18 protein-coding genes and 3 pseudogenes are annotated in these 23,052 nt (G+C 43.8%); 14 read left to right on the top strand and 7 right to left on the bottom strand.

Annotated elements, in window-relative coordinates:
* The first annotated feature begins 57 nt into the window (after positions 1-57).
* On the top strand, positions 58-528 hold the full coding sequence (locus FS373_RS26200) for a GNAT family N-acetyltransferase (RefSeq protein WP_152830932.1): 471 nt from the start codon (positions 58-60) through the stop codon (positions 526-528).
* Complete coding sequence (locus FS373_RS26195; RefSeq protein WP_152830931.1) at positions 528-1,391, top strand: DMT family transporter; 864 nt, start codon at positions 528-530, stop codon at positions 1,389-1,391. The genes FS373_RS26200 and FS373_RS26195 overlap by 1 nt, the downstream gene beginning before the upstream one ends.
* A gap of 63 nt (positions 1,392-1,454) precedes the next feature.
* Here FS373_RS26195 and FS373_RS26190 read toward each other — a convergent pair whose 3' ends face one another.
* Positions 1,455-1,913: an Lrp/AsnC family transcriptional regulator gene (locus FS373_RS26190; RefSeq protein ID WP_152830930.1), complete on the bottom strand. Its 459-nt coding sequence runs from the start codon at positions 1,911-1,913 to the stop codon at positions 1,455-1,457.
* Between the two features lie 124 nt (positions 1,914-2,037).
* On the opposite strand from FS373_RS26190, the gene FS373_RS26185 reads away from it, so the two are divergent.
* Positions 2,038-2,946 (top strand): EamA family transporter, encoded by a 909-nt coding sequence (locus FS373_RS26185; RefSeq protein WP_152830929.1) that lies wholly within the window; start codon positions 2,038-2,040, stop codon positions 2,944-2,946.
* Positions 2,947-3,098: 152 nt separating this feature from the next.
* Here FS373_RS26185 and FS373_RS26180 read toward each other — a convergent pair whose 3' ends face one another.
* Positions 3,099-3,761: a phosphatase PAP2 family protein gene (locus FS373_RS26180; protein WP_185977005.1), complete on the bottom strand. Its 663-nt coding sequence runs from the start codon at positions 3,759-3,761 to the stop codon at positions 3,099-3,101.
* Between the two features lie 757 nt (positions 3,762-4,518).
* Between FS373_RS26180 and FS373_RS26175 the strand changes: the two genes are divergently transcribed.
* Positions 4,519-4,872 carry a YkgJ family cysteine cluster protein gene (locus tag FS373_RS26175; protein ID WP_144046025.1) on the top strand — a complete coding sequence of 118 codons (354 nt, stop codon included), beginning with the start codon at positions 4,519-4,521 and terminating at the stop codon, positions 4,870-4,872.
* Positions 4,873-5,062: 190 nt separating this feature from the next.
* Here the strand turns inward: FS373_RS26175 and cysZ (FS373_RS26170) are convergent.
* The 4 genes and pseudogenes from cysZ (FS373_RS26170) to FS373_RS26155 all read right to left on the bottom strand — a co-directional run.
* Positions 5,063-5,381, bottom strand: a pseudogene (cysZ, locus tag FS373_RS26170) (sulfate transporter CysZ); the annotation flags it as partial.
* Between the two features lie 265 nt (positions 5,382-5,646).
* Positions 5,647-6,267, bottom strand: coding sequence for a type II secretion system protein (locus FS373_RS26165; protein ID WP_152830928.1), 621 nt, complete (start codon positions 6,265-6,267; stop codon positions 5,647-5,649).
* A gap of 41 nt (positions 6,268-6,308) precedes the next feature.
* Positions 6,309-6,602, bottom strand: coding sequence for a DUF333 domain-containing protein (locus tag FS373_RS26160; RefSeq protein WP_152830927.1), 294 nt, complete (start codon positions 6,600-6,602; stop codon positions 6,309-6,311).
* Between the two features lie 125 nt (positions 6,603-6,727).
* Positions 6,728-7,411 (bottom strand): outer membrane beta-barrel protein, encoded by a 684-nt coding sequence (locus FS373_RS26155; protein ID WP_152830926.1) that lies wholly within the window; start codon positions 7,409-7,411, stop codon positions 6,728-6,730.
* A gap of 507 nt (positions 7,412-7,918) precedes the next feature.
* Here FS373_RS26155 and FS373_RS26145 point away from each other — a divergent pair.
* The 3 genes and pseudogenes from FS373_RS26145 (at position 7,919) to FS373_RS26135 (ending at position 11,020) form a co-directional block, all read left to right on the top strand.
* Positions 7,919-8,448 (top strand): annotated as a pseudogene (locus tag FS373_RS26145) (alpha/beta hydrolase fold domain-containing protein).
* 1,050 nt (positions 8,449-9,498) lie between these two features.
* Positions 9,499-10,026 carry a hypothetical protein gene (locus FS373_RS31705; protein WP_194165938.1) on the top strand — a complete coding sequence of 176 codons (528 nt, stop codon included), beginning with the start codon at positions 9,499-9,501 and terminating at the stop codon, positions 10,024-10,026.
* Positions 10,027-10,390: 364 nt separating this feature from the next.
* On the top strand, positions 10,391-11,020 hold the full coding sequence (locus FS373_RS26135; RefSeq protein WP_144046031.1) for an SDR family NAD(P)-dependent oxidoreductase: 630 nt from the start codon (positions 10,391-10,393) through the stop codon (positions 11,018-11,020).
* Positions 11,021-11,708: 688 nt separating this feature from the next.
* Here FS373_RS26135 and cysZ (FS373_RS26130) read toward each other — a convergent pair.
* Positions 11,709-12,485, bottom strand: a complete 777-nt coding sequence (gene cysZ, locus FS373_RS26130; RefSeq protein WP_144046032.1) for a sulfate transporter CysZ — start codon at positions 12,483-12,485, stop codon at positions 11,709-11,711.
* A 476-nt stretch (positions 12,486-12,961) separates the two neighbouring features.
* Here cysZ (FS373_RS26130) and FS373_RS26120 point away from each other — a divergent pair, with 476 nt between their 5' ends.
* The 7 genes and pseudogenes from FS373_RS26120 to FS373_RS26090 form a co-directional block, all read left to right on the top strand.
* A complete protein-coding gene (locus tag FS373_RS26120; RefSeq protein WP_152830923.1) occupies positions 12,962-16,372 on the top strand; it encodes a chromosome segregation protein SMC in 3,411 nt (1,136 codons plus the stop codon).
* Positions 16,373-16,394: 22 nt separating this feature from the next.
* Entirely contained in the window at positions 16,395-17,447 is a 1,053-nt protein-coding gene (zipA, locus tag FS373_RS26115; RefSeq protein WP_144046034.1) for a cell division protein ZipA, read from the top strand.
* Positions 17,448-17,784: 337 nt separating this feature from the next.
* Positions 17,785-18,281, top strand: a pseudogene (locus tag FS373_RS26110) (IS6 family transposase); the annotation flags it as partial.
* Positions 18,282-18,616: 335 nt separating this feature from the next.
* Positions 18,617-19,501, top strand: coding sequence for a LysR family transcriptional regulator (locus tag FS373_RS26105; protein ID WP_185977008.1), 885 nt, complete (start codon positions 18,617-18,619; stop codon positions 19,499-19,501).
* 12 nt (positions 19,502-19,513) lie between these two features.
* A complete protein-coding gene (locus FS373_RS26100) occupies positions 19,514-20,446 on the top strand; it encodes a LysR family transcriptional regulator (protein ID WP_322619572.1) in 933 nt (310 codons plus the stop codon).
* Between the two features lie 92 nt (positions 20,447-20,538).
* On the top strand, positions 20,539-21,621 hold the full coding sequence (locus tag FS373_RS26095; RefSeq protein WP_227993276.1) for an OmpA family protein: 1,083 nt from the start codon (positions 20,539-20,541) through the stop codon (positions 21,619-21,621).
* A 41-nt stretch (positions 21,622-21,662) separates the two neighbouring features.
* Positions 21,663-23,052 (top strand): Ig-like domain-containing protein (locus FS373_RS26090; RefSeq protein ID WP_194165937.1); only part of this gene is annotated, 1,390 nt, incomplete at its 3' end.

The following is a 23,052-nucleotide window of genomic DNA, read 5'->3' as shown; positions in this document are numbered from 1 at the left end:
TAATGAGTCCCATGGCCATTCCTCATAGACTTTAGCCATTAACGAGGAAGGATAACCATGCATTTTATAACCAAAAGCTTTAAAGAACTGACTATAGATGAATTGTATGAGCTGTTGCAGCTGCGCATTGAAGTCTTTGTGGTCGAGCAGACCTGCTATTACCAAGATCTTGATGATAAAGACCGTCACCCTGGAGCCCAGCATCTGCTCGGTTATCACGACGGCCGTTTAGCGGGCTATTTACGAACATTGCCAAGAGGCGTGTCTTATCCGGAGTATCAAAGCATAGGCCGGGTTGTCACCAGTGATGCAGTGCGTGGTCAAGGGACAGGGCATCAGCTGTTAGAGGAGGGCGTCGCGTTGTGTTTAGCCCAAGACGCCGAGTTAGCAATCAAGATCTCTGCCCAGGAACACCTACAGGGCTATTATGGCCGTCAGGGATTTGTCACCGTTTCTGACGTCTATCTGGAAGATGGTATCGACCATGTGGCCATGGTCAGAGCGCCGCAACAACTCATATCGCAGTAATGAAATACTCTGGTGGACTGCTGATGGCCATGGCCTTGTTGGTTTTGGGCAACCTGTTTGCCACGCTCTCCGATGTAATCGTTAAGGCCCTAGGTGATGGAAATACTGTGTTTCAATATCTGTGGTTACGCCAGGTGGCAACGCTTGTGTTGGTGTTTCCATTTTGGTGGGCACAGGGACCGAGTCAGCGCCGTCCTGGCGCGATCAAAATTCACTTGCTCAGGGCTCACCTGAGCATTATCGGTGCGACTTGTACACTTTTCGCGTTATTACACTTGAGCCTCGCCACCGCCAATGTCATTTTCTATGCAGCGCCGTTATTAACCGTGTTAGCAGCCTTTATATGGCTTAAAGAGAAGGTTCAGCGCCAGCGTATTATCAACGCTGTGATTGGTTTTATTGGCGTGATGATAGCCTTACGTCCGGATCAGCTGCATTGGGCTGCACTGGTGGCTTTTGTGGTAGCCATAACCATCACAGGCTTTAATTTATTAGTGGTGAAACTGCCTAAGACTATTTCGGTGGTGAGCGTCATGATGTGGACTAATCTGTGTGCACTACCGGTGACTAGCATATTGGTCTTGGCTACCTGGCAGCCTATGAGTGGCCAAGAATTTCAGGATCTGCTGATACTCGGGACCTGCGCCGCCATTACCGTGGGTATTTATCAGGGCTGCGTGGTGCTAGCGTTTCGACAAGCCGATGCCAGTGCCGCAGTCATTGCCGAATACAGCGGCCTGATATTCGCCGCACTCTTTGGTTATTACTTGTTTAACGAATCCTTAGATATCTATACTTCAATGGGCATCTTGTTGATCATATTGCCAATTGCACTTCAGGCTTGGCAGGGAAAACGGCAATAAATAAGGCTTAAGCTATAAATCGAGCTCACATGCTAAGACGTATCGCTCAACATGTGAGCTCGGTTAAAGTGAAGCTGGTATAGGACCGTTTATCTTAGCGTGTCTCATCACTACCTGCGTTTGAAACACTTTCACCGAATCATCTTTATGCAAGACTCTGGTGGTGAATTCATCGTATGCTTCCATGTCTTTTGCTACCACCCGCAAGATCAAGTCAAAGTCTCCCGTCACGTACCAGGAATCTAAGACTTCAGGTTCTTTGTTAATCCGAGTTAAAAACTGGTTTAGTATCGAACTGTGATCCCTTTCTAAGGTGATCATCACCATCATGCTCAACGGCCAGCCCATACTCTTAGGTTTGACTACCGCAATCTCTCGCTCTATGACGCCACTTTTACGCAGCAGCCTTACCCGGCGATAACAAGCGGGTTCTGACAGGCCAACCTTGTGGGCTAAATCGCCCATTGAGACTTTCGCGTCAATTTGTAGCTGTTCGAGGATTTTTAAATCAATGGCATCCATAACTTCAAGATCTCTTTTACATGAATCGTGATAAAAGTTATCATTTTCGGTTTAAGTTTAGCAGTTATTACGCTTGCATATTGATAAAATTTATCACTCTTATTGGGTGACGAAAGTAAAAATCATGAAAGGTCTACTAATCAACAACGAAACAGCGCTGTCAGTTATGGCTGTTGCTCTAGCGATGATGTCGCTAACGGCTGGGGCGGCCTTAGCCAAATCGATGTTTTCCTATATTGACCCAGCCAGTGTGACCGCGATACGATTCATCATGTCAGCCGTGTTTCTCACCTGTGTACTGCGGGCTTGGGAGGTGCAATTAACCCGGGACAATATCGGCACTGTCGTGGTGTATGGCAGCATGATTGCAGGAATGAATCTGTTTTTCTATCTGGCAATCGAGACTATACCCATTGGCATGGCGCTCGCCATTGAGTTGGTGGGGCCGCTCTGTGTCTCTATCGTCTATTCACGCAAGCGCTCTGATGTTATTTGGGTGGCCTTAGTGGCTGTTGGGATAGCGATTTTACTGCCAACTTCAACCAGTGTGATGAATCTAGACGCGACAGGTGTGCTCTACGCATTGGTCGCTGGCGCCTTTTGGGGGGCTTATGTCATTGCGGGGAAAAAAGCCGGCAGGCAACACGGACAGAAGGCGCCGGCTTTAGGGTTAATTGTTGCGTCTATACTCGTCTTTCCCATCGGAATTGAAAAATTATCATTCAGTATCATTGATTGGAATGTGATCATGTTAATCGCTTTGATCGCGCTCTTGTCGAGTGTGATCCCGCTTATCCTAGAGATGAAAGCGTTACGGCATTTGCCGACAAAAACCTATGGCGTCTTAACCAGCGGCGAGCCTGTTGTGGGGGCAGCGGTTGGTTTCTTCATGTTAGGTGAGCAGCTTACCACTCTTCAATTTCTCGGCCTCGCCACGATAGTAATAGCGTCCATAGGCACTGTAACGTCGCCAATACCCAGTATTAAACGGGTAAATAATAAAAAGGCTATGGGCGTAACCATGACTAAATAAACAGAACCTCCTTATAATATTGATTAATAATAGGTAGCCTGATTTTCTGCCCACATACTCAGCAATGTGACGGCCATAGTCAAAGAGCTCAAGATCAATCCATTAAAATGGTTGGAACGTATCACTTTCATCAACAGAAATGCCTCTTGCTGCTATGGATGTAACCTTTGACGTTTAGCCGTTATGCTTGCCATGGTTTCCCGCATAGCAAACATAAGCACTGCAGCAATACTTAGGGTGAGCAAGCCCCACCTAACATATTGTACGATGGAAATATCTGAAAAGTCGTAGCCCGTATGCAATTCACTCGACACCAGAGCCGAGAAAAAGAGTAAATAAGCCAATAGGCGCTTTCTGAACGTGAGTCGGATTAAAGGACATATGTGACTCGCGGCATAGGCACAGCTAAGACCCACAATCGCCCCCATGACTACATCAGCAGGCCAATGTGCTCCCACCAAGATCCGTGATATTCCTACTAATGTCGCCATGAAGATCATGCTCATCCTGAGAAATGCCTGCTGGTTTGAAAGGTAAATGAGCCCAGCGAATAGGAATGCGGTGGCGCTATGTCCGGAAGGAAAGCTGTGCTTGTGTCTGGCCTCTCCGATCACGTTTAAATGTTCCAATATCACAGCTGGCCTTGGCGCATCGAAGTACTGCTTAAGCAAGGGGACAAAAATCAGGCTTAACAAGGCTGCAAGGAGCACTCTACAGATCAACTCAGGACGTTTGACTAGATAGCATAAGATCAAAGCCCCCAGGGTGATGCCATTACCAAAATCGGAGACCAACGCCGAGATCCAATTCGGCATATAGTTACTCATTTCATTAATGCCATGAAATATTAGATAATTGCTAGCTTGGTTTAAGGTGAACAAATGCAGAAGAAATAATATGCATAAAATGATGGGGAAACCGCTCATCAGACTGTTCGTTTTGTCTATGGAACGTTTATTTATTTGTTTAAATGCAGGCAAGTTATATCTCCATAGTGGCTAGTGGGTACAAATTAACTCTTGAGGTGTAAAACAGGTCCTAGTGGTTGTAGATGTTACCGTTACGGACGTAGGTATTGCTTTGTGCAATGGCTTGGAAGGACATCAAGGTTATTGAGATAATTGAGCTTATTCTTTTCATTTTTGATCTTTATTGCACCTGTACATGACTATGGGGTCACTATATTCCACCTGCAGACAGGACATTGTATCCAAATGTAACCAGAGAATGTTTGGGAATGCTGGTGATCCATATCTGTTAGCTTGCAATGAATAACAGTACATCTAGCCACTGAGTTATACTGCTTCTACTTGATGATTTATCTCTTAAATTAAATGAAACTCATCGCCACAGAGATACCTAATTGAGTCATTTAATGAGGTTAGCCATGGTGCGCTTTAGTAACCGCTAACAGCAGTCACGTTGAACTTCGCCTTCAAGACATCACCTACTAGTTGCACCTTCTCTGCTATCAGTAATCGAGCCCATCGCAGTTCCTACTAAATCGCCTTCTTTTAATGAATTAGCTATAGCGCTATAATTGTCGCGAATTGTAAAAGAAGTTAGGTTCGAATGAATAATAACAGAGAGATAATCGCGATTCTTCGCGAGCGTATTCCGTCGTTTGAATGTGTGAAGGGGTGTCACGATTGTTGTGGACCGGTAACGACTTCTTCGGAAGAAATGTCGCGCCTGCCAGTGAAAACTGATGCTGAACATGAAGCCGCATTAGATGAGTGGAACTGTGTACATCTGGGACCTAATGGTTGCGAGGTATATGAGGAACGCCCCTTGATCTGCCGTGTGTTTGGCACAACACCGAATATGCCCTGCCCAAATGGTTGTCGACCAAAAGAGATGATTGACTCGAAAACTGAGGGTCAGATCCATCACTACATCGCGAACACACGACAAGTCTTGGTGTAAGTGATCAATCACAGCTCAGTTATGGACTCATTCATTGAGTCCAACTAGCATCAAGCCCCAAAAAACCAATGGAACTAAACCCCAAATAAAAACGTTAACCTGAGACGTTATTCCGGCGCAGTTTATAGGCTTCATGATTGCTATCTTACTCATCATAGCGCCACTAACACTTAAGGGATGGCTGGATAAGTTATTCAGGTGCTATTTCTGGGTGTTTATAAGCTTCACGATATTTATCTACCCATGGCTGTCGCGCCACAAATAGCCACTGGCATCACGATAAAGTTAACTGTCGGGATCATCGAAAATAGGGTAACGGCGGCGCCGAAATTGAAACTTGTTCCCTTGGTTTGATTGAGGGCGAATTTCATGTCGGGGAAGGGCACCTTATGGTTATCGAAGGGATAATCACAGTATTGTATCGCCATCATTCAGGCACTAAACAGGAACCAGATGATGGGGGTAAAGGTTTGACCGACGAAGGAGACCCAGAACAAGATCAGGCAGATGAATAACGAGACATCCATTTTTATTCTCAGGGAGATAGCCAAGGGATCCTCATCTGACAATCTTGGTTATTGGTTATTGGTTATTGGTTATTGGTTATTGATAGTCAATCACACAAATTTTGATAAGTTGGTCATTCCGTAAAGTGAGGGACGAACTTATACGGAATCTAAGGCGCTTAAGTCTAGCTGGATCCCGGATATCTAGTTCCTCGATTCCGGGATGACGAAAGCAGTCAGTTTTTAGATACGACTCGGCATCATACTCTTAGCAACTCGAGTCGATTAATTCGACTCTAACCTTATCTCCCTGCGCATTTATACCCGAGTATTGCAAAAAGCATTGTGACTCGACAGATAAACCTTTGGGCACAAAATTGACAAAATTATCATTGCCGTGGATATAAATACCCCACTGGCGAGTAACGACAGAGGACTCATCCTTGAGATGCTCGGCATCTAATGCTAAAACCTGAGTAATACTTTCATATACGGCGGCACTATTATCAGCACTACCATAGTTACTTGTGTTGGCTTTTCGTGTCACCTGCAAAGAGGAGGGGATATGACCATAGGTCAATACGGCGCTGCCGATGCCACCTCCCAGCTGAACGTCGGCCACAGCTTGCCGCTCTTTTCCCTGTAGTACAGCTTTAGAGTAGACCAGCTGGTTTCCGCTTGAAATAGCCCCCCTTACGCCATTTAATACTGAACGATGAGCCTCACTTTTTAAGTTGATAAATTTGGGCGTCGCAATGACTGACAAAATGCCCAAAATCACTATCACTATCACGAGTTCGACTAAGGTAAAACCTGAATCTGTTGTTAATCTGACTGCTGGACGCAAGATTATTGCCTCTTTTGGTACTACTGCTACTGCGTTGGTCATTGTGATAAACCCGTTGTGGCCGAAACCATATGAAACAAGTTTTATTTGTCTTGATGATCTCTACGGTAGAGGGCCCACTCTTCAATGACTTCACCCGAGGGAAGCGTGCAAATACCTTGTTGTCCATCGGGACCGGTGACTATCTCCAGCTCTCCACCCTGTGTGATACAGTAGTCGGAAGCTGGGTTACTCATGTTTGCCATAACGGCCTCTTCATGAAGGCAACATGCCGTGAGGGCTAAGATAATAGTAAGCAGGCCAACACTGAGAAAGACGCCGTTAACCACCTTCTCAAATGAGACCTTGCTAAACAAACCAGGGTGCATATTTTTCATGAAATAACTCCAGGTAATCTTCGATATCAGACCGATAAGCTCTCACTTATCGGCCTGTAGATATAACAAAGCGCCCGAGTGGACGCTTAGAGATAACGCTTATCGTTTATTATTTAAGTAATGACTTAGAAACGGTAACCGACAGTAAACATCACAGTGCTGAAGTCTTTGTTATCAATTTCGTTTTTAACACGACCTAAAGAGCCGCTTGTAGACTTGCCATCCATATAGGCACGAGCAGAGTAATCCATGTCTCTATCACCACTTTGAATGGTGTAGTGCAAGTTGAAGTTCAGGCCGTTATCCATGTAGTAACCTACACCAATCATTGGGCTAACGACTGTACTGCTGCTAGCATTCAAATGGAGTCCAGTGTCATGACTAATGCCTCCTGGAGCCATTTCAGTGAAATCAGCACCAGCACCCATCTTATATTTTGAGAACTCGGCACCCGCCTTAACCGCTAGGTGACCCGCACCCACGGCAAACTGATAGCCCACATATAGAGTGTGAGCTTTATAGCTTTCATTTGTATAAGCATCAGCTTGAATAACTCCATTAATATCAAAAGGAATTACATGTATATCATCACTAGCAGCCGACCAGTTTGACTCATTTTTATCGCCTGTATAGGTATAACCAAAGATGAAATTCTGGTAGCCGGCTTCCAGGCCCAAAGCTAAGTTAGTACCGAATGCTTTATTGTTGGATGCACCAAGCATAGGGTTGAGTGTAAATTCACTCGCACTTGCTGAAGCGGATAGGGCAAGCATTGAAGTTACGGCGCACGCTAATAATACTTTTTTCATCTAAATTCTCTCTGATTCTCTGAATGAGTTGGCTGTTGCCCGGTTGTTCACCTTTGTGAGCCTGGCTACTTTCTGACATAGCGTGTCACTGGCGACTACTTAGGCTTGCTAATGGTTACTATGGTTTGGTTTTAACAAAGATGGGGTCTCTCTTTATTAAGATGGGTTCATGATATTGGGAGAGGGTTTACCAGACATCATTAAGAACATTGATAAACCTTAGAGATACAAAGAGGAAAAATCGCCGCCTCATCGTTATTATACGGTGATCATTTTTAACGGGTGGTTTCAGTAGAAATAAATATGTCAGAATTGAGTTATTCTCGAGGCTCTTTTTATATGACTTAGGTTACTCAGCCGGCAAAATCTTAGTGATAGGTATAAAAAAGTGACTCAACAACTAACACTGTAAGTAATGAATAATGGAAAGGTTATCAATAAGATAAACACACATCGAATCGGTAAATTACTTTTAATAATGATGGGTGAAAAAATGAAAATCAAAACATGGGTCTTCGTGTGATATCTGTAGATTATACTCTGGCACCTCATGCCAAATATGACACCATAACAGATCAGGTTATCTCTGTTATCCAAGGGTTAACCAAGCAAGGTTACAAGATGTCAGATATCGCCATCTATGGGGACTCCGCGGGTGGGGCTTAGCCGCAGGTTCTGTGCTTAAAATGCGTGATTTAGGCATGGAACTCCCCGCAGCAGTTGTGCTTTGGTCTCCCAGGTCAGACATTACAGATACCGGCGACAGCTACCACACGCTAAAAGATGCCGATCCTCTTTATCTGTACGACTTACTGCTAAGACCATCGGCAGAAGCCTACGCTGCAAAGAAAGATCAAAAGCATCCTTATGTATCTCCGGTATATGGTGACTACAGCAAACCTTTTCCACCGACCTTAATTCAAGCTGGTACCAAGGAACTCTTTTTAAGTGACGCACCAATATTTCATTACGCTTATAAACAGGCACTAAACGAGATGTTTCAGCAACAGAGATATAGAGATATAGAGATGCAGTAGCGAGTTATCAATCAGGTTCTTCATTATGTCCTGGTAAGGAAGTTCATTCAAAAAAAACCTAATAGTTAGATTAAAAACTAGACTGGATTTTATCCTTTCAATGGACCATATCACAGTTAAATTGACCTAAATCAGCATTTGAATACTTTGCCTTTATGTAAATAATTATGTTTTATATCAAGTTAATAGCTGCAAGCCTGACGTCGGGTGACCGTGATTATAAAAAGGGGGCTTGTCTTTATGTCAACTGACCATTGGGAGAGTTGCTCAGTATTACTCTATAACAAACATTGCTATCTTTTGACCGCTACTTAGCGGTTTTTTTGCCTTAATTTCTTACCGTCTAACTATCTAGATTTCATTTTCGTCAACTGACTTTTAGGAGAGTTGCTCGTCACCAGTCAATCATTCATTCTAGTACGGAAAGTTAGATTCCTATTTAGTTTTTCAGTGACTCCAACCCGCTAATTCCCCCATCAATTAGCGGGTTTTATTTCTTTAAATATTCATCAATATCGATTCTTCATTAAGGGTCTAAACCTATGACTTGAAGGAATCGAAGTGGGAAGTAACTTTTAGTGATTCCCACCGCTGTTTAGTTTTATAGGTGCATTGCTTACAGGCGAGGTGGTAAGGTCATGTTCGGGATTCTAATGAGCGTGTATTTAAAAGCCTATATAATGTATTTACCGTACTTTCATTATTAGAACTATGTAGTGCTCAAGTAATGAGTCGTTTTAATCTATGGTGCGGAAAGACCTTCTTATCAGCCATCTTTATTTTACGGTAAATAGACCTGCTTTTAGCTAATTTATCAGCTGTTAACTCACACGTTTATGCCCTAAAATTATTTAGTGCAAATACTCATTAATACATTATTAATACGTTCACATATACCAATTGTTAATAATTGTCACCACTAATTGATAATGCATTTGTATACAACAAGTATAATATTTCGATCGTGAATATTAGAGTGTGATTAGTGTCACTTTTAAATTTAAATAAAACTGATAAAACCATACTTTAAGTAAGATAAAGGAAATTAGAATGAGTGATATAAAAAATGACATAGAAGGTTTAATGAAGAATGCGGCAGAGATCACCTCGTCTGTATTCGATTGTGAAACACATCAACCGTTTATTTGTACCCACCCCACTTTTTACCATGAGGGACATTTTTATATATTGTCGACTAAGATTGCCAAGCAAACAAAATATTATGAAGCAGGGAGTGAACTCTCAGTCATTGTCGTTGGTGAGTGCACTGTAAAGCAAAATCTTTTCTCTCGTAAAAGGGTGACAATACTCTGTAAACCCAAAGAGTTAGAAAAGGATGATAAATTAAGAGGGTTATTTGAAAAGCATCTTGGTACATTTGCCTCTGGGCTTATGGATGTTACAGATTTTAAAGTTTTTTTATTAAAACCCATTGGAGGCTTGTATTTTAGAGGTTTTGGTAGGGCTTTTGAATTTACTTCTGATTCTGTCGATGTAATACATTTAAAAGAACCCCATAAACCAAAATCTGGTAATACGATGGCAAAAATATTAAAAAATAGTTTATCGAAGGTTTAACAATCATGAAGATAGGCTCCATTTAGCCTATTAAATTGTAATGATTCGTTTGCTAAAATGCTGTTATAGCACTTAAAGGATCTTGTCCTTGGTGATACTGAATGAAAGTTTCTTATGCTGGATGTGCAACTAAATGGTTATCCTTGACTAGATAAATTCCCGATGTAAATTAGGGCTAGTTCGTCCGATGACCGTGATATAGCGGCAGCTAAGAATATAAAAAAATTCGCCTGTGCAGCGAAGCTGTTTAGTGTGGGGGAAGTCAGGTCGTTATATTTTACAACAACAATCGCGTAAAAATAGGATATAAAACAATATACATTAATACTAACTATTATCATCTCTAACGGCATGGATTAACATTATGAAAAATATCGCGATATGGGGAGCAGCTAGTGGGCTTGGTGCTGCAATGGTTGATTACTATCATCAAAAAGGTATTAACGTAATCGCTATTGCAAGAAACCCTGATAAGAATACTAAGATCGCAGAATACCAGTTGACGGCTATTTCATGTGATGCAACAAACAGCAATCAAGTTGAAAATGCTGTCAGTCAACTACCTAGAGATGTGATAAATATTTCTACAATGGGAAGCTTTCGCGCTGATATTCCTGTTGATTATATTGGGCACCGTAATCTTATTAATGCATTAGAAAAGTACTCCCACTCTCGTTTTCTCTTAGTTACATCACTGGGTTGTGGCGACTCATGGAAATACTTATCTGAGCGTGCAAAACAAGGTTTTGGTAGTGCTGTACGGGAAAAATCACTTGCTGAGGCGTGGCTCAAAAGTAGTAGCTTAAATTTTACTATTTTACGTCCCGGCGGTTTACTAGATGGCGCAATGACAAATAACGGAGAATTGTCACAAGAAGTGGAAGTTCATGGCGTGATAACACGAGCTGAAGTTGCAAGGTTAACGCATAAATTATTAGAATCGTCATCTGTTGGTGAGATTTACCAGTGTGTTGATCCTACTGCAACCGACTAAAGAAAGTTTTAAGGAGGAAAGCATCCCCTTAATCAAAGTGCGCCAGAAAATAGTCTGTTAAATACCTCCCCAAAGGGCGGTATTTAACAGTTTTTCTATTTATGCGCACTTGTAGACTTAAATCATTTCGGTCCATAAACGTGCTAAAACCCCACACATTTCACATAGAAAAATATATTCAAATCGAAGAGATAACTTTCTCGAAATCATAACAGGTGTAAACGCGGCTGTGACCTTCCGTGGCAAGGATGTCTCGGCAGAGGCTATAGGGTGCTTGAATGATATCCTACCTAAAGGCCAGTTCGGCGTCCTTGCCTCTCGTTCATAAGCACTTGGCTATGCCAAATTCACCGTGTCGCAGAAGTGTTTGCACTTTAAGGTCATTCACATCTGACCCATAAGGCCTGAGATATTCCAGATATCACTCAGGCATTTCCCACGTCCGTGTTGGTCAGATGGGAAATGTCTTGAGATATCTCTGACCATGTGAATACGACATTAGTGAATCCTTGTACTGTACCCATAGTAGATGATTAATAACCGCTCACCCTTGTTCAAAGTAGAAGTGCACTTATGCATTGAGTCCAAATGGCACCAAACCCAAACCCAAACCCAAACCCAAACCCAAACCCAAAACATCAAACAGCTAAATGAAACTGAGCTCAGAATAAAATGTAAACCCGAGACGTTACTCTGGCGCAATTTCTGGGTGTTTATAGGCTTCACGATATTTATCGACCCACATGGCTGTCGCGCCACAAATAGCCACTGGCATCACGATAAAGTTAACGATGGGGATCATCGAAAATAGGGTGACGGCCGCGCCGAAACTGAAACTCGTTCCCTTGGTCTGATTGAGGGCAAATTTCATGTCAGGGAAGGGTACCTTGTGGTTATCGAAGGGATAATCACAGTATTGTATCGCCATCATCCAGGCACTAAACAGGAACCAGATGATGGGGGCAAAAGTTTGACCGACAAAAGGGACCCAGAACAAGATTAGGCAGATGATGGCCCTGGGCAGGTAATATTTAAGCTTTATCCATTCCCGGCCCAAGATACGTGGCAGATCTTTAATTAAGTCTACCGTGGTACCGGTATTGAGATCTTTACCTGTCAGGTGTTGCTCGACCTTTTCGGCGAGTAAGCCATTAAAAGGCGCGGCAATCCAGTTCATCACAGAGCTAAACAGAAAAGACAGCACCACCAGTAGGGTGATCACGGCCAGAGGCCAGAGGATAAAATTGAGCCAACTAAGGTACTCAGGGAGTTGACCCGATACCCAGGCGAAAGCACTTTCTAACTGACCTATGGCAAAATAGATGACGCTGGCAAAGATGACCAGGTTAATCATCAAGGGGATAAACACAAAGCGTCTCAGCCCTTTAGTCTTGATCAGACTAAATCCATCGAGGAAATAGTTCACTCCGCTCTTCGTCGTTGCTTGGTTTGTTTTGGGGTTCATAAATAGATTCGATCACCGTTCCATGTAAACTTAACGAGATTGTGTTCCACCCGCATGATGATGACAAGTAGTAATACCAATCAATATAAGAAAGTGATCTACTCAGAGTTATTTTTGGCAAACTAATTCAAGGTGAATAGATAATGGGATGGTGCTCCCTTGTGAAGTAATTCAACGAAGAAGTAGGCGGCCAAAAACACTCCTGAAAGGCGAGTTTTAGCGCTTCAGATGCTGTGTTAACGAGCTAAAACGTAGAATAACTATGTTCTTCACTCATTGCCTTGCCTCTGAAGCGCTAAACTCTCGCTGAGCGATCACATCTTTATACTGATTGGTATATAGCCTCTAGCTCAATAAAAACGTGACAAAAACCTACCCGTTTTGGTAGAGTAGCCGCAGAAAATCAACTCTAAACAAGCTCAGTTCGGTAAAATTAAATTTAGTTTATTCTTACCGGAAACGACCTAACTGGCACCATGAGACTCAAACAGATAAAACTTGCTGGATTTAAGTCGTTTGTCGATTCAACTAAGATCCCCTTTCTTAACCCCTTAAGCGCCATCATAGGCCCAAATGGTTGTGGTAAATCTAATATCATAGATGCCGTACGTTGGGTGTTGGGCGAAAGCTCGGCTAAACATCTGCGTGGCGACTCCATGGCCGATGTTATCTTCAATGGCTCGACGGCTCGCCGTCCAGTTTCTGTGGCCAGTGTCGAGCTGAACTTCGAGAACTTAGATGGCAGGTTAACGGGCGAATATTCCAGTTATCAGGAAATTGTGGTTAAACGTCAGGTCAGCCGTGACGGAGACTCAAGCTACTTTTTAAATGGTCAGAAGTGTCGTCGTAAAGACATTACCGATCTATTTATGGGCACAGGTCTTGGCCCGAGAAGCTATGCGATTATCGAGCAGGGGACTATTTCAAGGTTAATCGAGTCTAAGCCCCAAGAGCTGAGAGTGTTTATCGAAGAAGCGGCGGGGATATCTCGTTATAAAGAGCGTCGCCGTGAAACCGAAAATCGCATCCGCCATACCAGAGAGAACTTAGAGCGTCTCGGTGATATCCGAACAGAGTTGGGTCGACAGTTAGACAAATTAGCTGAGCAAGCCACGGCGGCGAAGCAATATCGTGAGCTGAAACAATCTGAGCGCCAGTTAGACTCAGAGTTGTTTGTTAGTCGCTACTTAGAGTTAACCGATCAAACTGAGAGACTGACCCTGGACGTAAATCGTCTCGAGTTAGCCAAGGCGGAAGTTGAGGCCGAGAAGGAGCGCACAGAGCTTGAGCTGACTCGGCTCAATGTGCAACTGGTAGAACTCGATGGTGAAGAGCAAAAGCGCGTCGAGTCTTTTTATCTCTCTGGTACTCAGATAGCTAAACTTGAGCAAGATCTTAAGCACCGTCAGCAGCAAGACTCACATGTCGAGCAACGTATTGCGGGTATCGTGCATAAACTCAAGCAACATCAAGATAAATTATCTGCTGATGAAATCTCTCAGCAGACATTGAGGATCGATTTGGCCCTCAAGCAGCCGCAACTTGAACTGGCACACTTATCCTTGACACGGGTCACCAGTAACTTGAGTGAGCATGAGCTTAAGGCCGGAGAATCAAGAGCCAAGTTATCCGAACACAAAGAAAAAGTATCCTCGTATCGTCTGGCCCATGAAGTCTCAAGGGGCAAATTGTCACATCAAGGCGTTATGTTGGAGCAGACAAGGACTCAGCTTACTAAGATAGAGCAAGAAGCTACCGGGCTCCTCGAACAAGAAGCGGCTAAGATTGAGCAAGATAATATTTCTCGGCTGACTCAATGGCACAGCGATGCCATGGAGCAAGGCGAGTTCAATGATGAACATGACGACAAGCTAAGCGAACTTCTACAAGCCCAAATTAACCTCAAGGCTAAGCAGGAAGCCCTGGGTCAATCTCTCGCCGAAGAGCGGGGGCGTTTGGCCTTAGTCACTAAGTTATTGCCCGATGATGTGAGTCAAGAAGGGACTAAAGCCCTATGGCAACTTATCGATGTACAGCCAGGTTGGGAGAAAGCAGTAGAGCTGATATTTGACGGTTTACTGAAAATTCCAGCGGGTGTGGACAAAGGGGAATTTGGCTTTGAAGGCCTAGTACACCAAGAGTGGCACGGGCTGAGCAGTAATGCGAATCTCTCACCTTGGTTGAGTCAGGTTCAATGGGCCGATAGCCTGGAGCAGGCTAAAGAGTGGGTTGGCGGGATAAGTGAGCACGAACGCATAGTGACCGCGGATGGCTATCTGTTAGGCAGAGGCTTCGTGATCAAGAAAGGCACTGATTCAGGTTCCCTGGTCCAACTTAAGTGTGAGCAAGAAGCGTTAGAAGTCAGCATTGATGATAGCGAGTCCTTACTTAATGATCTTAATCGTCAGGGCCATGACTTAGATGCCCATATCAAGCCGCTAAAAATAGAGCTGTCATCGGGTATTGAGACTCTACAGAAGCTCAATGTATCCATTGCTAGCTTGAGCGTGCAGATAGAAGCGGATAAACAACGAAATCAAGAGCGAAACCGTCGCCGTGAACATCTTGACTCTGAACTCGCTCGCCTAAAAGCCCTGCTTAACGAGCTGCAAGAGGGTGAGGTGAGTATTCAGGCTCGCCTGAATGAGGCGCAATCTAGCTTGGAGCAAGGTGAGCAAGCGCAAACTCGCTTAGTTCAAGGCCTTGAGGAACGAGTGGACTCGGTGAGTGTTTGTAAAGATAAATACAAGCAGCTGCAACAAGAGGATCGTGAGTTGAGCCAAATATGTCAGACATTAACGACTAAGCTGGCGCTCAACGAGCAGTCTATCGAGCAGCAAGGTGTTCGCATCGAGGAGCTGACCTTAGCTAAGTCCGCGCTTGAACATCAGTTGGTTGAACAAAATGTGGCCAGTGAAGATGGCCGCCTGAGCACTTTAAAAGAGCAGTTAGGTCAGGCTCTGGCACAGCAACAAACTAAGCAAGTCGAATTAGCTTCACTTCGTTCGCAGCAGACTCAACTGCAAGAATCGAGTGATAGTGCAGGAATAAAGAAAAAACAACAGCTTGGCAAGACAGAAAACTTGACTCAGTCTATCAGCACGTTAAAGTTACGTCGCGAAGGCTTGAAAGGTCAGGCTGATAGCCAACTGATGCAGCTAAAAGAGCAAAATATTGAGTTGGAACAAGTTAAATCTTCGCTGGATCTGAATAAAAGTGCTCAGACTCGTCAACGAGAGTTAGAAAGGATCAGAGCTCAAATTATTCATCTAGGTGCGATCAACTTGGCCGCTATCGAAGAATATGAACAACAAAGTGAACGAAAGAACTATTTAGATAGCCAAGATGCGGATCTTACTTCGGCGTTGACCAGTCTGGAAGAGGCGATTCGTAAGATAGATAAGGAAACCAAGAGTCGCTTTAAAGATACCTTCGATAAGGTGAATAAAGACTTGGGTTTGTTGTTTCCTAAAGTTTTTGGCGGCGGCAGTGCCGAGCTGGCGTTGACCCATGATGATCTACTCGAGACCGGAGTGACTATTATGGCCAGACCGCCAGGTAAAAAGAATAGCACGATCCACCTTCTTTCTGGTGGAGAAAAAGCGTTAACCGCATTATCATTGGTGTTTGCGATTTTTAGGCTCAATCCAGCACCATTTTGTATGTTAGATGAGGTTGATGCCCCTCTGGATGACGCCAATGTCGATAGATTCTGTCGATTAGTGAAAGAGATGTCTCAGAGTGTGCAATTTATTTTTATTAGTCATAACAAGATCACCATGGAATTGGCCGATCAACTGATAGGAGTCACTATGCATGAACCCGGAGTTTCACGCATAGTTGCTGTAGATATTGATGAAGCGGTGGCACTGGCCGACGCTGGATAACATAGGAAAGACAGGGTACCCAATGGAAAATTTGCAACTTGTATTATTCGTTTTAGGCGCAATAGCTATTATCGCCGTACTTGTGCATGGTTTTTGGTCCATTAGAAAGCAACAACCTAAATCATTGAAAGATAGCCCCATGTCGGGCTTCTACAAAGATCAATCCGCAAATCGGGACTCACAAGGTTTCGATGTCGACGGTATTGGTGAAGTCAGGGTTCGTAAAAGCGAACTGAATTTAGACGATGAAGTCCTTACCGATCCGCTTGATTCCGATACGGTAAAGAGTGAGCCACAATTTAATTCTGCAGCAGAGGCACAGAGCCTGAGTGATGTGGAAATGACAATTGAGAGCGAGAGTGATTTTTCATTGTCAGATCAACCGAAGCAGAAGATGAACCGCCAGAGACAAGAGCCGGTATTATCTGCTCAAGTTCAGGATTCTGACGATCTCAATCAGATGGAACTCGGGCTTGGACAGGAAGCAGCGCCGAGTCAAAGCTCTTTGTTTGAGACGGATAGTGCTCAGCCAGAGGCCGAGATTTTTGTAGAAACAGCAGCCCCTATCTACGCCACACCAGTGACAGAGCCTAGAGTACAGGCCGCGCCAAAACTTCAGGCTAAAACAAAGCCTCAAGTTGCCGAGCAAGATATCTTAGCCGAACCCAGAGATGTATTGGTGCTGCATGTTGTTGCGGCTGAAGATGCGTCATTAAATGGCACCGACTTGTTACCTAGTTTGCTAACGCTTAACTTTAAGTTCGGTGACATGAGCATTTTCCATCGTCATGAAGACAATGCAGGCACAGGTAAGGTGTTGTTCTCGCTGGCGAACATGGTGAAACCTGGTATTTTCAATCCAGATGAAATGGAACAGTTCAGTACAGAAGGTGTGGTGTTATTTATGACATTACCTTGCCATGGTGATCCTCTGATGAACTTCTCGATTATGCTTAATTCTGCGCATCAACTCGCTGATGACTTAGGTGGTAAAGTGCTCGATGGTGGTCGTGATACCTGGAGCGAGACGACTAAACAAAGCTATCTGCAGCGTATTCGAACGCAATTGCCTTAAACACTCCTGCAGACTCATTGATTTTAGAAAGGCCGCCTTTGCGGCTTGCTGTAACCTTGTAAATTATTGATTTATATCGGCACCATAGTTTTGGTGTTCACGTATTGACCACACGTAACCGTTAGGAAAATAAAAACCGCCTTAATCGGCGGTTTTTTGCTTTATGACAACATCATTTGAAGTTGTTAGCAGCTCTTTCAAAAATGTCAGCATCCATTTCAATGGTCCTGTCACAAAGTTGACGAAGCAAGCTAAAATATTGATGATGTTCAGATATTAACTTTGAGCATTCACTGCATGACCATCAACTTCTCAACATTATCTACCAAATATCATCATGTAGGCGCTTCGCTATTATCTGGCTTATAAACTCAGTTACCGTGACATTGAGGAGATGTTCGCTGATTGTAATATCCACTTTTACCACTCAATCCTGAACCGTTGGATTATCAAATATGAGCTGCAACTCGAAGCCGTATTCAGGACGTTACAGCGCCGAGTATTTGGCTCTTGGCGAATGTATGAGACCTATATAAAAGTTAAAGATCGCTGGATTTACTATTATCGGGTCGTGGATAACTACGGCGCTATTATTGATTTTTTATTTGAGTGAAACCCTTGATGAGTCAGCGGCACAGGCCTTTTTAAATAAAGCCATGAACCAACATGGCTTATCTGACAAAGGTAGTTATTGATAAAGGTGGTGCGAATGCTGCAGCATTAGATACCATCAATATTCGTCTTTGGTTATCTGGACATATACTGTCTATGATTGAGATTTTGGCCGTTAAATATTTAAATAATATTGTCGAGCAAAGATGGACACAACTGAAATTATGACGCCATGGGATCAATTTTATTCTTTAGCGGCCAAACAGCACGTGGAGGAAACTGCGATCACTTTGTTTCTCAAAGATGAGACAGAACCTGTTTTCTTACCTTGAACTCCTCCTGTATTCCTCGCACTTATGTTGCATATTTAAGCGCCTTGTTGTAAAGGGTAGGAAATTTGCTCATAATAAAATTTAGTTTTTATCTATAAATTGGCAGGATGCCCTCAAACAGAGATGTTTTGATTCTAGATATCAAATTTTTCTACTACAAATTTAGCTTAATTTGAATTCTGTTCTACTATTTTTGTATTTATCGAAAATTTACTTATGAACAATATGAATCAGTCTTTTGATGAGTTGACTCATCTGGATCTTAATTATTTACCCATGTTAGCAGTTTTATTAAAAGAAATGCATGTAACAAATGCTGCAAAAAAACTGAAAGTGTCTCAGCCCGCTATGAGTCAAATGTTAAAAAAGTTTCGGCATCTATTTAATGACCCCATCTTAGTTAAAACTAAAGACGGCATGATTTTGACAAATAAAGCTCAGGAGATAAAACAATCACTTGAACCCATCTTTGCACTCATGGTTGATACGATTGAAAACCGTCGGTTTTCTCCATTAACGGCCCAAGGCTCCGTACGACTGGTCATGGATGATGTCAGTGCTCGACTCTGCACGGTAAAAATTATCGAGCATTTAAAGGTTTTAGCGCCGAAATTAAATCTGCAAATTAACTTATTAGATCACAATAGTTTTCAAAAATTACGAGGAGGACAGGTTGACTTTGTTATTAGCTGTTATGACAGAGTCCCTTACGCCCTTAATCATAAGGTCATTTCCTATATTACTTATCAAGATGTGTCAATGGGTCACGTTTCACAAGATAAGGAATTAAAACGATTGGTGTATACACATCTCGGCTGTGAAAAATCATCAGTTGTTGCAGATAAGTCTCTCGATGAACTGATCGTTTTGAGGTCTTGCTTGTTAGGCTCGGTTATGAATGCCTTGAGTGCTCCTAATACAGTGGCTTGGCTGCCTTACTATGCGGCAAAGGTGCTGGATGGTGAGTGCCGTACCGCGCTCCAATGGAAAGGACACGCAGAGCAACATGCATTAAAACTGTTTTGGAATGATTATAGTGAACATGCGGAAGTTAACAAATGGTTACGCAATGAGCTTGCTCTGTTATTGCCTACAATACTGTGCGATTGAGGGAGAAGGGGAGTGCATTATTCAATATTAGAACGTATACAAGCATGTGATCTTAATTTGTTATTGAGTTTAGCCGTGTTGATCGAAGAGCAAAGTGTTTCAGTTAGTGCAGAACGTCTCGGGCTTTCTCAACCGACAATGAGCAAGCATTTAAAGAAGTTACGCATTTACTTTGATGATGAATTGTTCTTTAAACAAGGACATAGGATCAAAGCTAACGATAAAGCGCTGTCGCTGTTACCCAATTTACATCAATGGCTACAAATGAGTCAGCGCCTTATGCTGCAATCGCCTTTCGATGCATCAGATCTCCGAGGGGCGATCCGCATTGCATTTCGAGATGATCAGGCAGAACAATTTATGCCGTTAATATTAAGAACAATGGCAAGTGAAGCTCCTCATCTTGAGTTAGAGTTCATGAATAAATCTCGTCAGGTGTTTTCGATGCTTGAGAGGGGTGAATTAGATTTAGCTACCGTTGCCAGTGAACACCCGCCGACAAATATTTATGGAAGTGTGATTCCTAACCTTAAGAATTATGCTGTGTATGTTCATAGTCACCCACTTTCAGCCATTAACAAGCCGACGTTGAAACAAATTTTGTCTCATGCAACTGCGGAGTATAGCTCATCAGATTCATTGGAGTCAGTAATAGATCAACTTGCTACTCAGCTTGATTGCATTAGACAAGTCACATTTAGCAGTGATTCGATGACGGTGATGTTACATGGATTATTAGCTGGGCAGCATGTTGGTTTTGTACCTGAAAGGATTTTTCATGATCCTTTTTGGCGCCAGCATTTATTACGGGTTCATATTCCGGAGGCAAAGAGTGCTATCAATTATTTATGTTGGCATGCACGAGTACATAGCGACCCAATTATTCAGTGGTTTAAAAATCGAATTTTAAGTTTGATTGATGAACACTTAGACACCATACGTTGACTCAATTAATTACTCTGTTGTGTAAAGCGACAGGTTAAATGTAACGTGATAGACATTTTTTATTAACAATACTCTTTTGTAGGATGACACCGATGAAACGATACTTGCTAACTACACCAATATTATTGCTATTTTGGGCAATGTCTTATGTACAGGCGGATACCGTGAATGTAGCTCAAGATGAGAACCTTGGAGAATGGTTTGATACACGTCAAAATAATGCACATGCTTATGTTGGTTTGCGCGGAGGGTGGACGAACGTTGAAGGTGCGTGTTCAAGTGATAGTTCAGTGTGCAATGATGATACCTTCGGGTATGGCTTGTATGCGGGTTATCAGTTCACATCTTGGTTTGCGCTTGAGGCTGCTGTGACTGACTATGGCTCTCCTGACGCGAGTTACGGTGTGAACAATGTCAGTGCCGATATTTGGGGAAGTGAGCTGTCGGGTGTGTTTTCTTACGACGTTTCTGAGCATCTGGATGCTTACCTTAGGGTGGGTGCAGCCTATCAAGGCATTGATAAAGAGAGTACCTGGGGTGACGCGCAGACATCCAATGAGTGGGGGATCGTGTCTGCGGTGGGTTTGGATTATCGATTATCTAAGAATTGGTCGCTTCGCGGAGAATACCAGTTTATCGATGGGATAGGAGATGAAGAGGTGATGCAGGCTGACATGCATTTTGTGTCATTGGGTTTGAGTTATCACTTTGGTCAGAAGAGGCAGTTTATTGCAGCGCCAATCCCTGAGATGGTTGAGCCTGTCGTAGAGTGGGTGCTGGTGACCACCCAAGTTTCTTTAAAGCCGAGTGCTACGTTTAATTTTGACTCGTCAATCATTAAAGCCAGCGCCCAACTCACGGCGTTGATAACGCAGTTGCAGCTATCGAGTGAAGGGAGCATTGAGATTACGGGCCACACGGACAGCTCAGGGAGTGCGAAATACAATCAGTGGTTATCAGAAAGGCGAGCGAACGCCATTGCAGACCATTTGATACAAAACGGCATTAGCTCATCACGTATTACTGCAATCGGTAAAGGGGAGTCCTCCCCTGCTGCGAGCAATGAAACGGCTGAAGGTCGTGCGGAAAATAGACGTGTAGATATCACGTTTGAAAAAACAATCACAGAAGAAGTGAGCAACGAGACATCAATTAATAGCGGCAATGAACAATGATGAATTACTTTAAATACGCGTTCTTTTTTTTGGCTTCGTTGATGCTTACTGCGTGTAATGGGGATGATGGTCTTTTAGGGAGCCCAGACTTAGGGGACCCTATTGTAGGGTTACAAGTCACTCCGGCCACAGCTTCCATTCCCGTAGGGCTGCACCAGCAGTATGAGGCCACGGCCATCATGTCAGATGGTTCTACCGAAGATGTCACCACGCATCCTACACTATCGTGGAGTAGCAGTGATACCGCTATCGCGGCGGTAGAGATTGCAACAGGGTTTGCTACTGGCGTCATGCCGGGTGAGGTGACTATTACTGCTTCGGGTATGGCTGATGGGATTGAGTTCAATCAAACCGCAACCTTAACCGTGACCGATGCAACAGTCACATCCGTTGCGGTTACATCGAATACCGACAGCGTGGCGGCAGGCTTCTCAATAGACTTTACTGCCACAGCCACCTTATCTGATGGCACAACCCATACTGGCTTAGAGGATGGTAGTGAAGAGGACTGGACTATCGTCTCACAACCAGGAATCGGTGCGACCATCGATACTAAGACTGGGGTGCTAACCACTGGAGTGGATTCAGTGGGTGAGATCACGGTGCGGGCTACAGGCACTTCGGCGGCGTGGAGTGACACTGCCGATAAAACCATTACCGTGACCGATGCATCAGTCACATCCGTTGCCGTCACATCGGATATTGACAGTGTGGCGGCGGGCTTTTCAATAGCATTTACTGCCACGGCAACCTTATCCGATAGCACAACGTATGTTGCCACACAAGATGGCAGCGAAGTGAATTGGACCATTTTCTATCAATCAGGAAGTGGTGCCACCATTGATGCCAACACAGGGGTGCTAACCACTGGAGTGGATTCAGTGGGCGAGATCACTGTGCAGGTTAAGGGGACCTCGGCTGCGTGGAGTGACACTGCCGATAAAACCATTACCGTGACCGATGCATCAGTCTCGTCAGTCGCGGTGACGTCGGATATTGACAGTGTGGCGGCGGGCTTCTCAATAGCATTTACTGCCACAGCCACCTTATCTGATGGCACAACCCATACTGGCTTAGAGGATGGCAGTGAAGTGAATTGGACCATTTTCTATCAATCAGGAAGTGGTGCGACCATCGATACTAAGACAGGGATACTCACGACTGCGACAGATTCAGTGGGCGAGATCACGGTGCGGGCTACAGGCACCTCGACTGCGTGGAGTGACACTGCCGATAAAACCATTACCGTGACCGATGCGACAGTCACATCCGTTGTAGTCACATCGAATACCGACAGTGTGGCGGCAGGTTTCTCAATAGCCTTTACTGCCACGGCGACTTTGTCCGATAACACAACGTATGTTGCCATACAAGATGGCAGCGAAGTGAATTGGACCATTTTCTATCAATCAGGAAGTGGTGCCACCATTG

This window comes from Shewanella sp. YLB-07 (genome assembly GCF_009377275.1).
The sequence above is the reverse complement of the archived record's forward strand: the minus strand, read 5'-3'. Positions and strand labels throughout refer to the sequence as shown.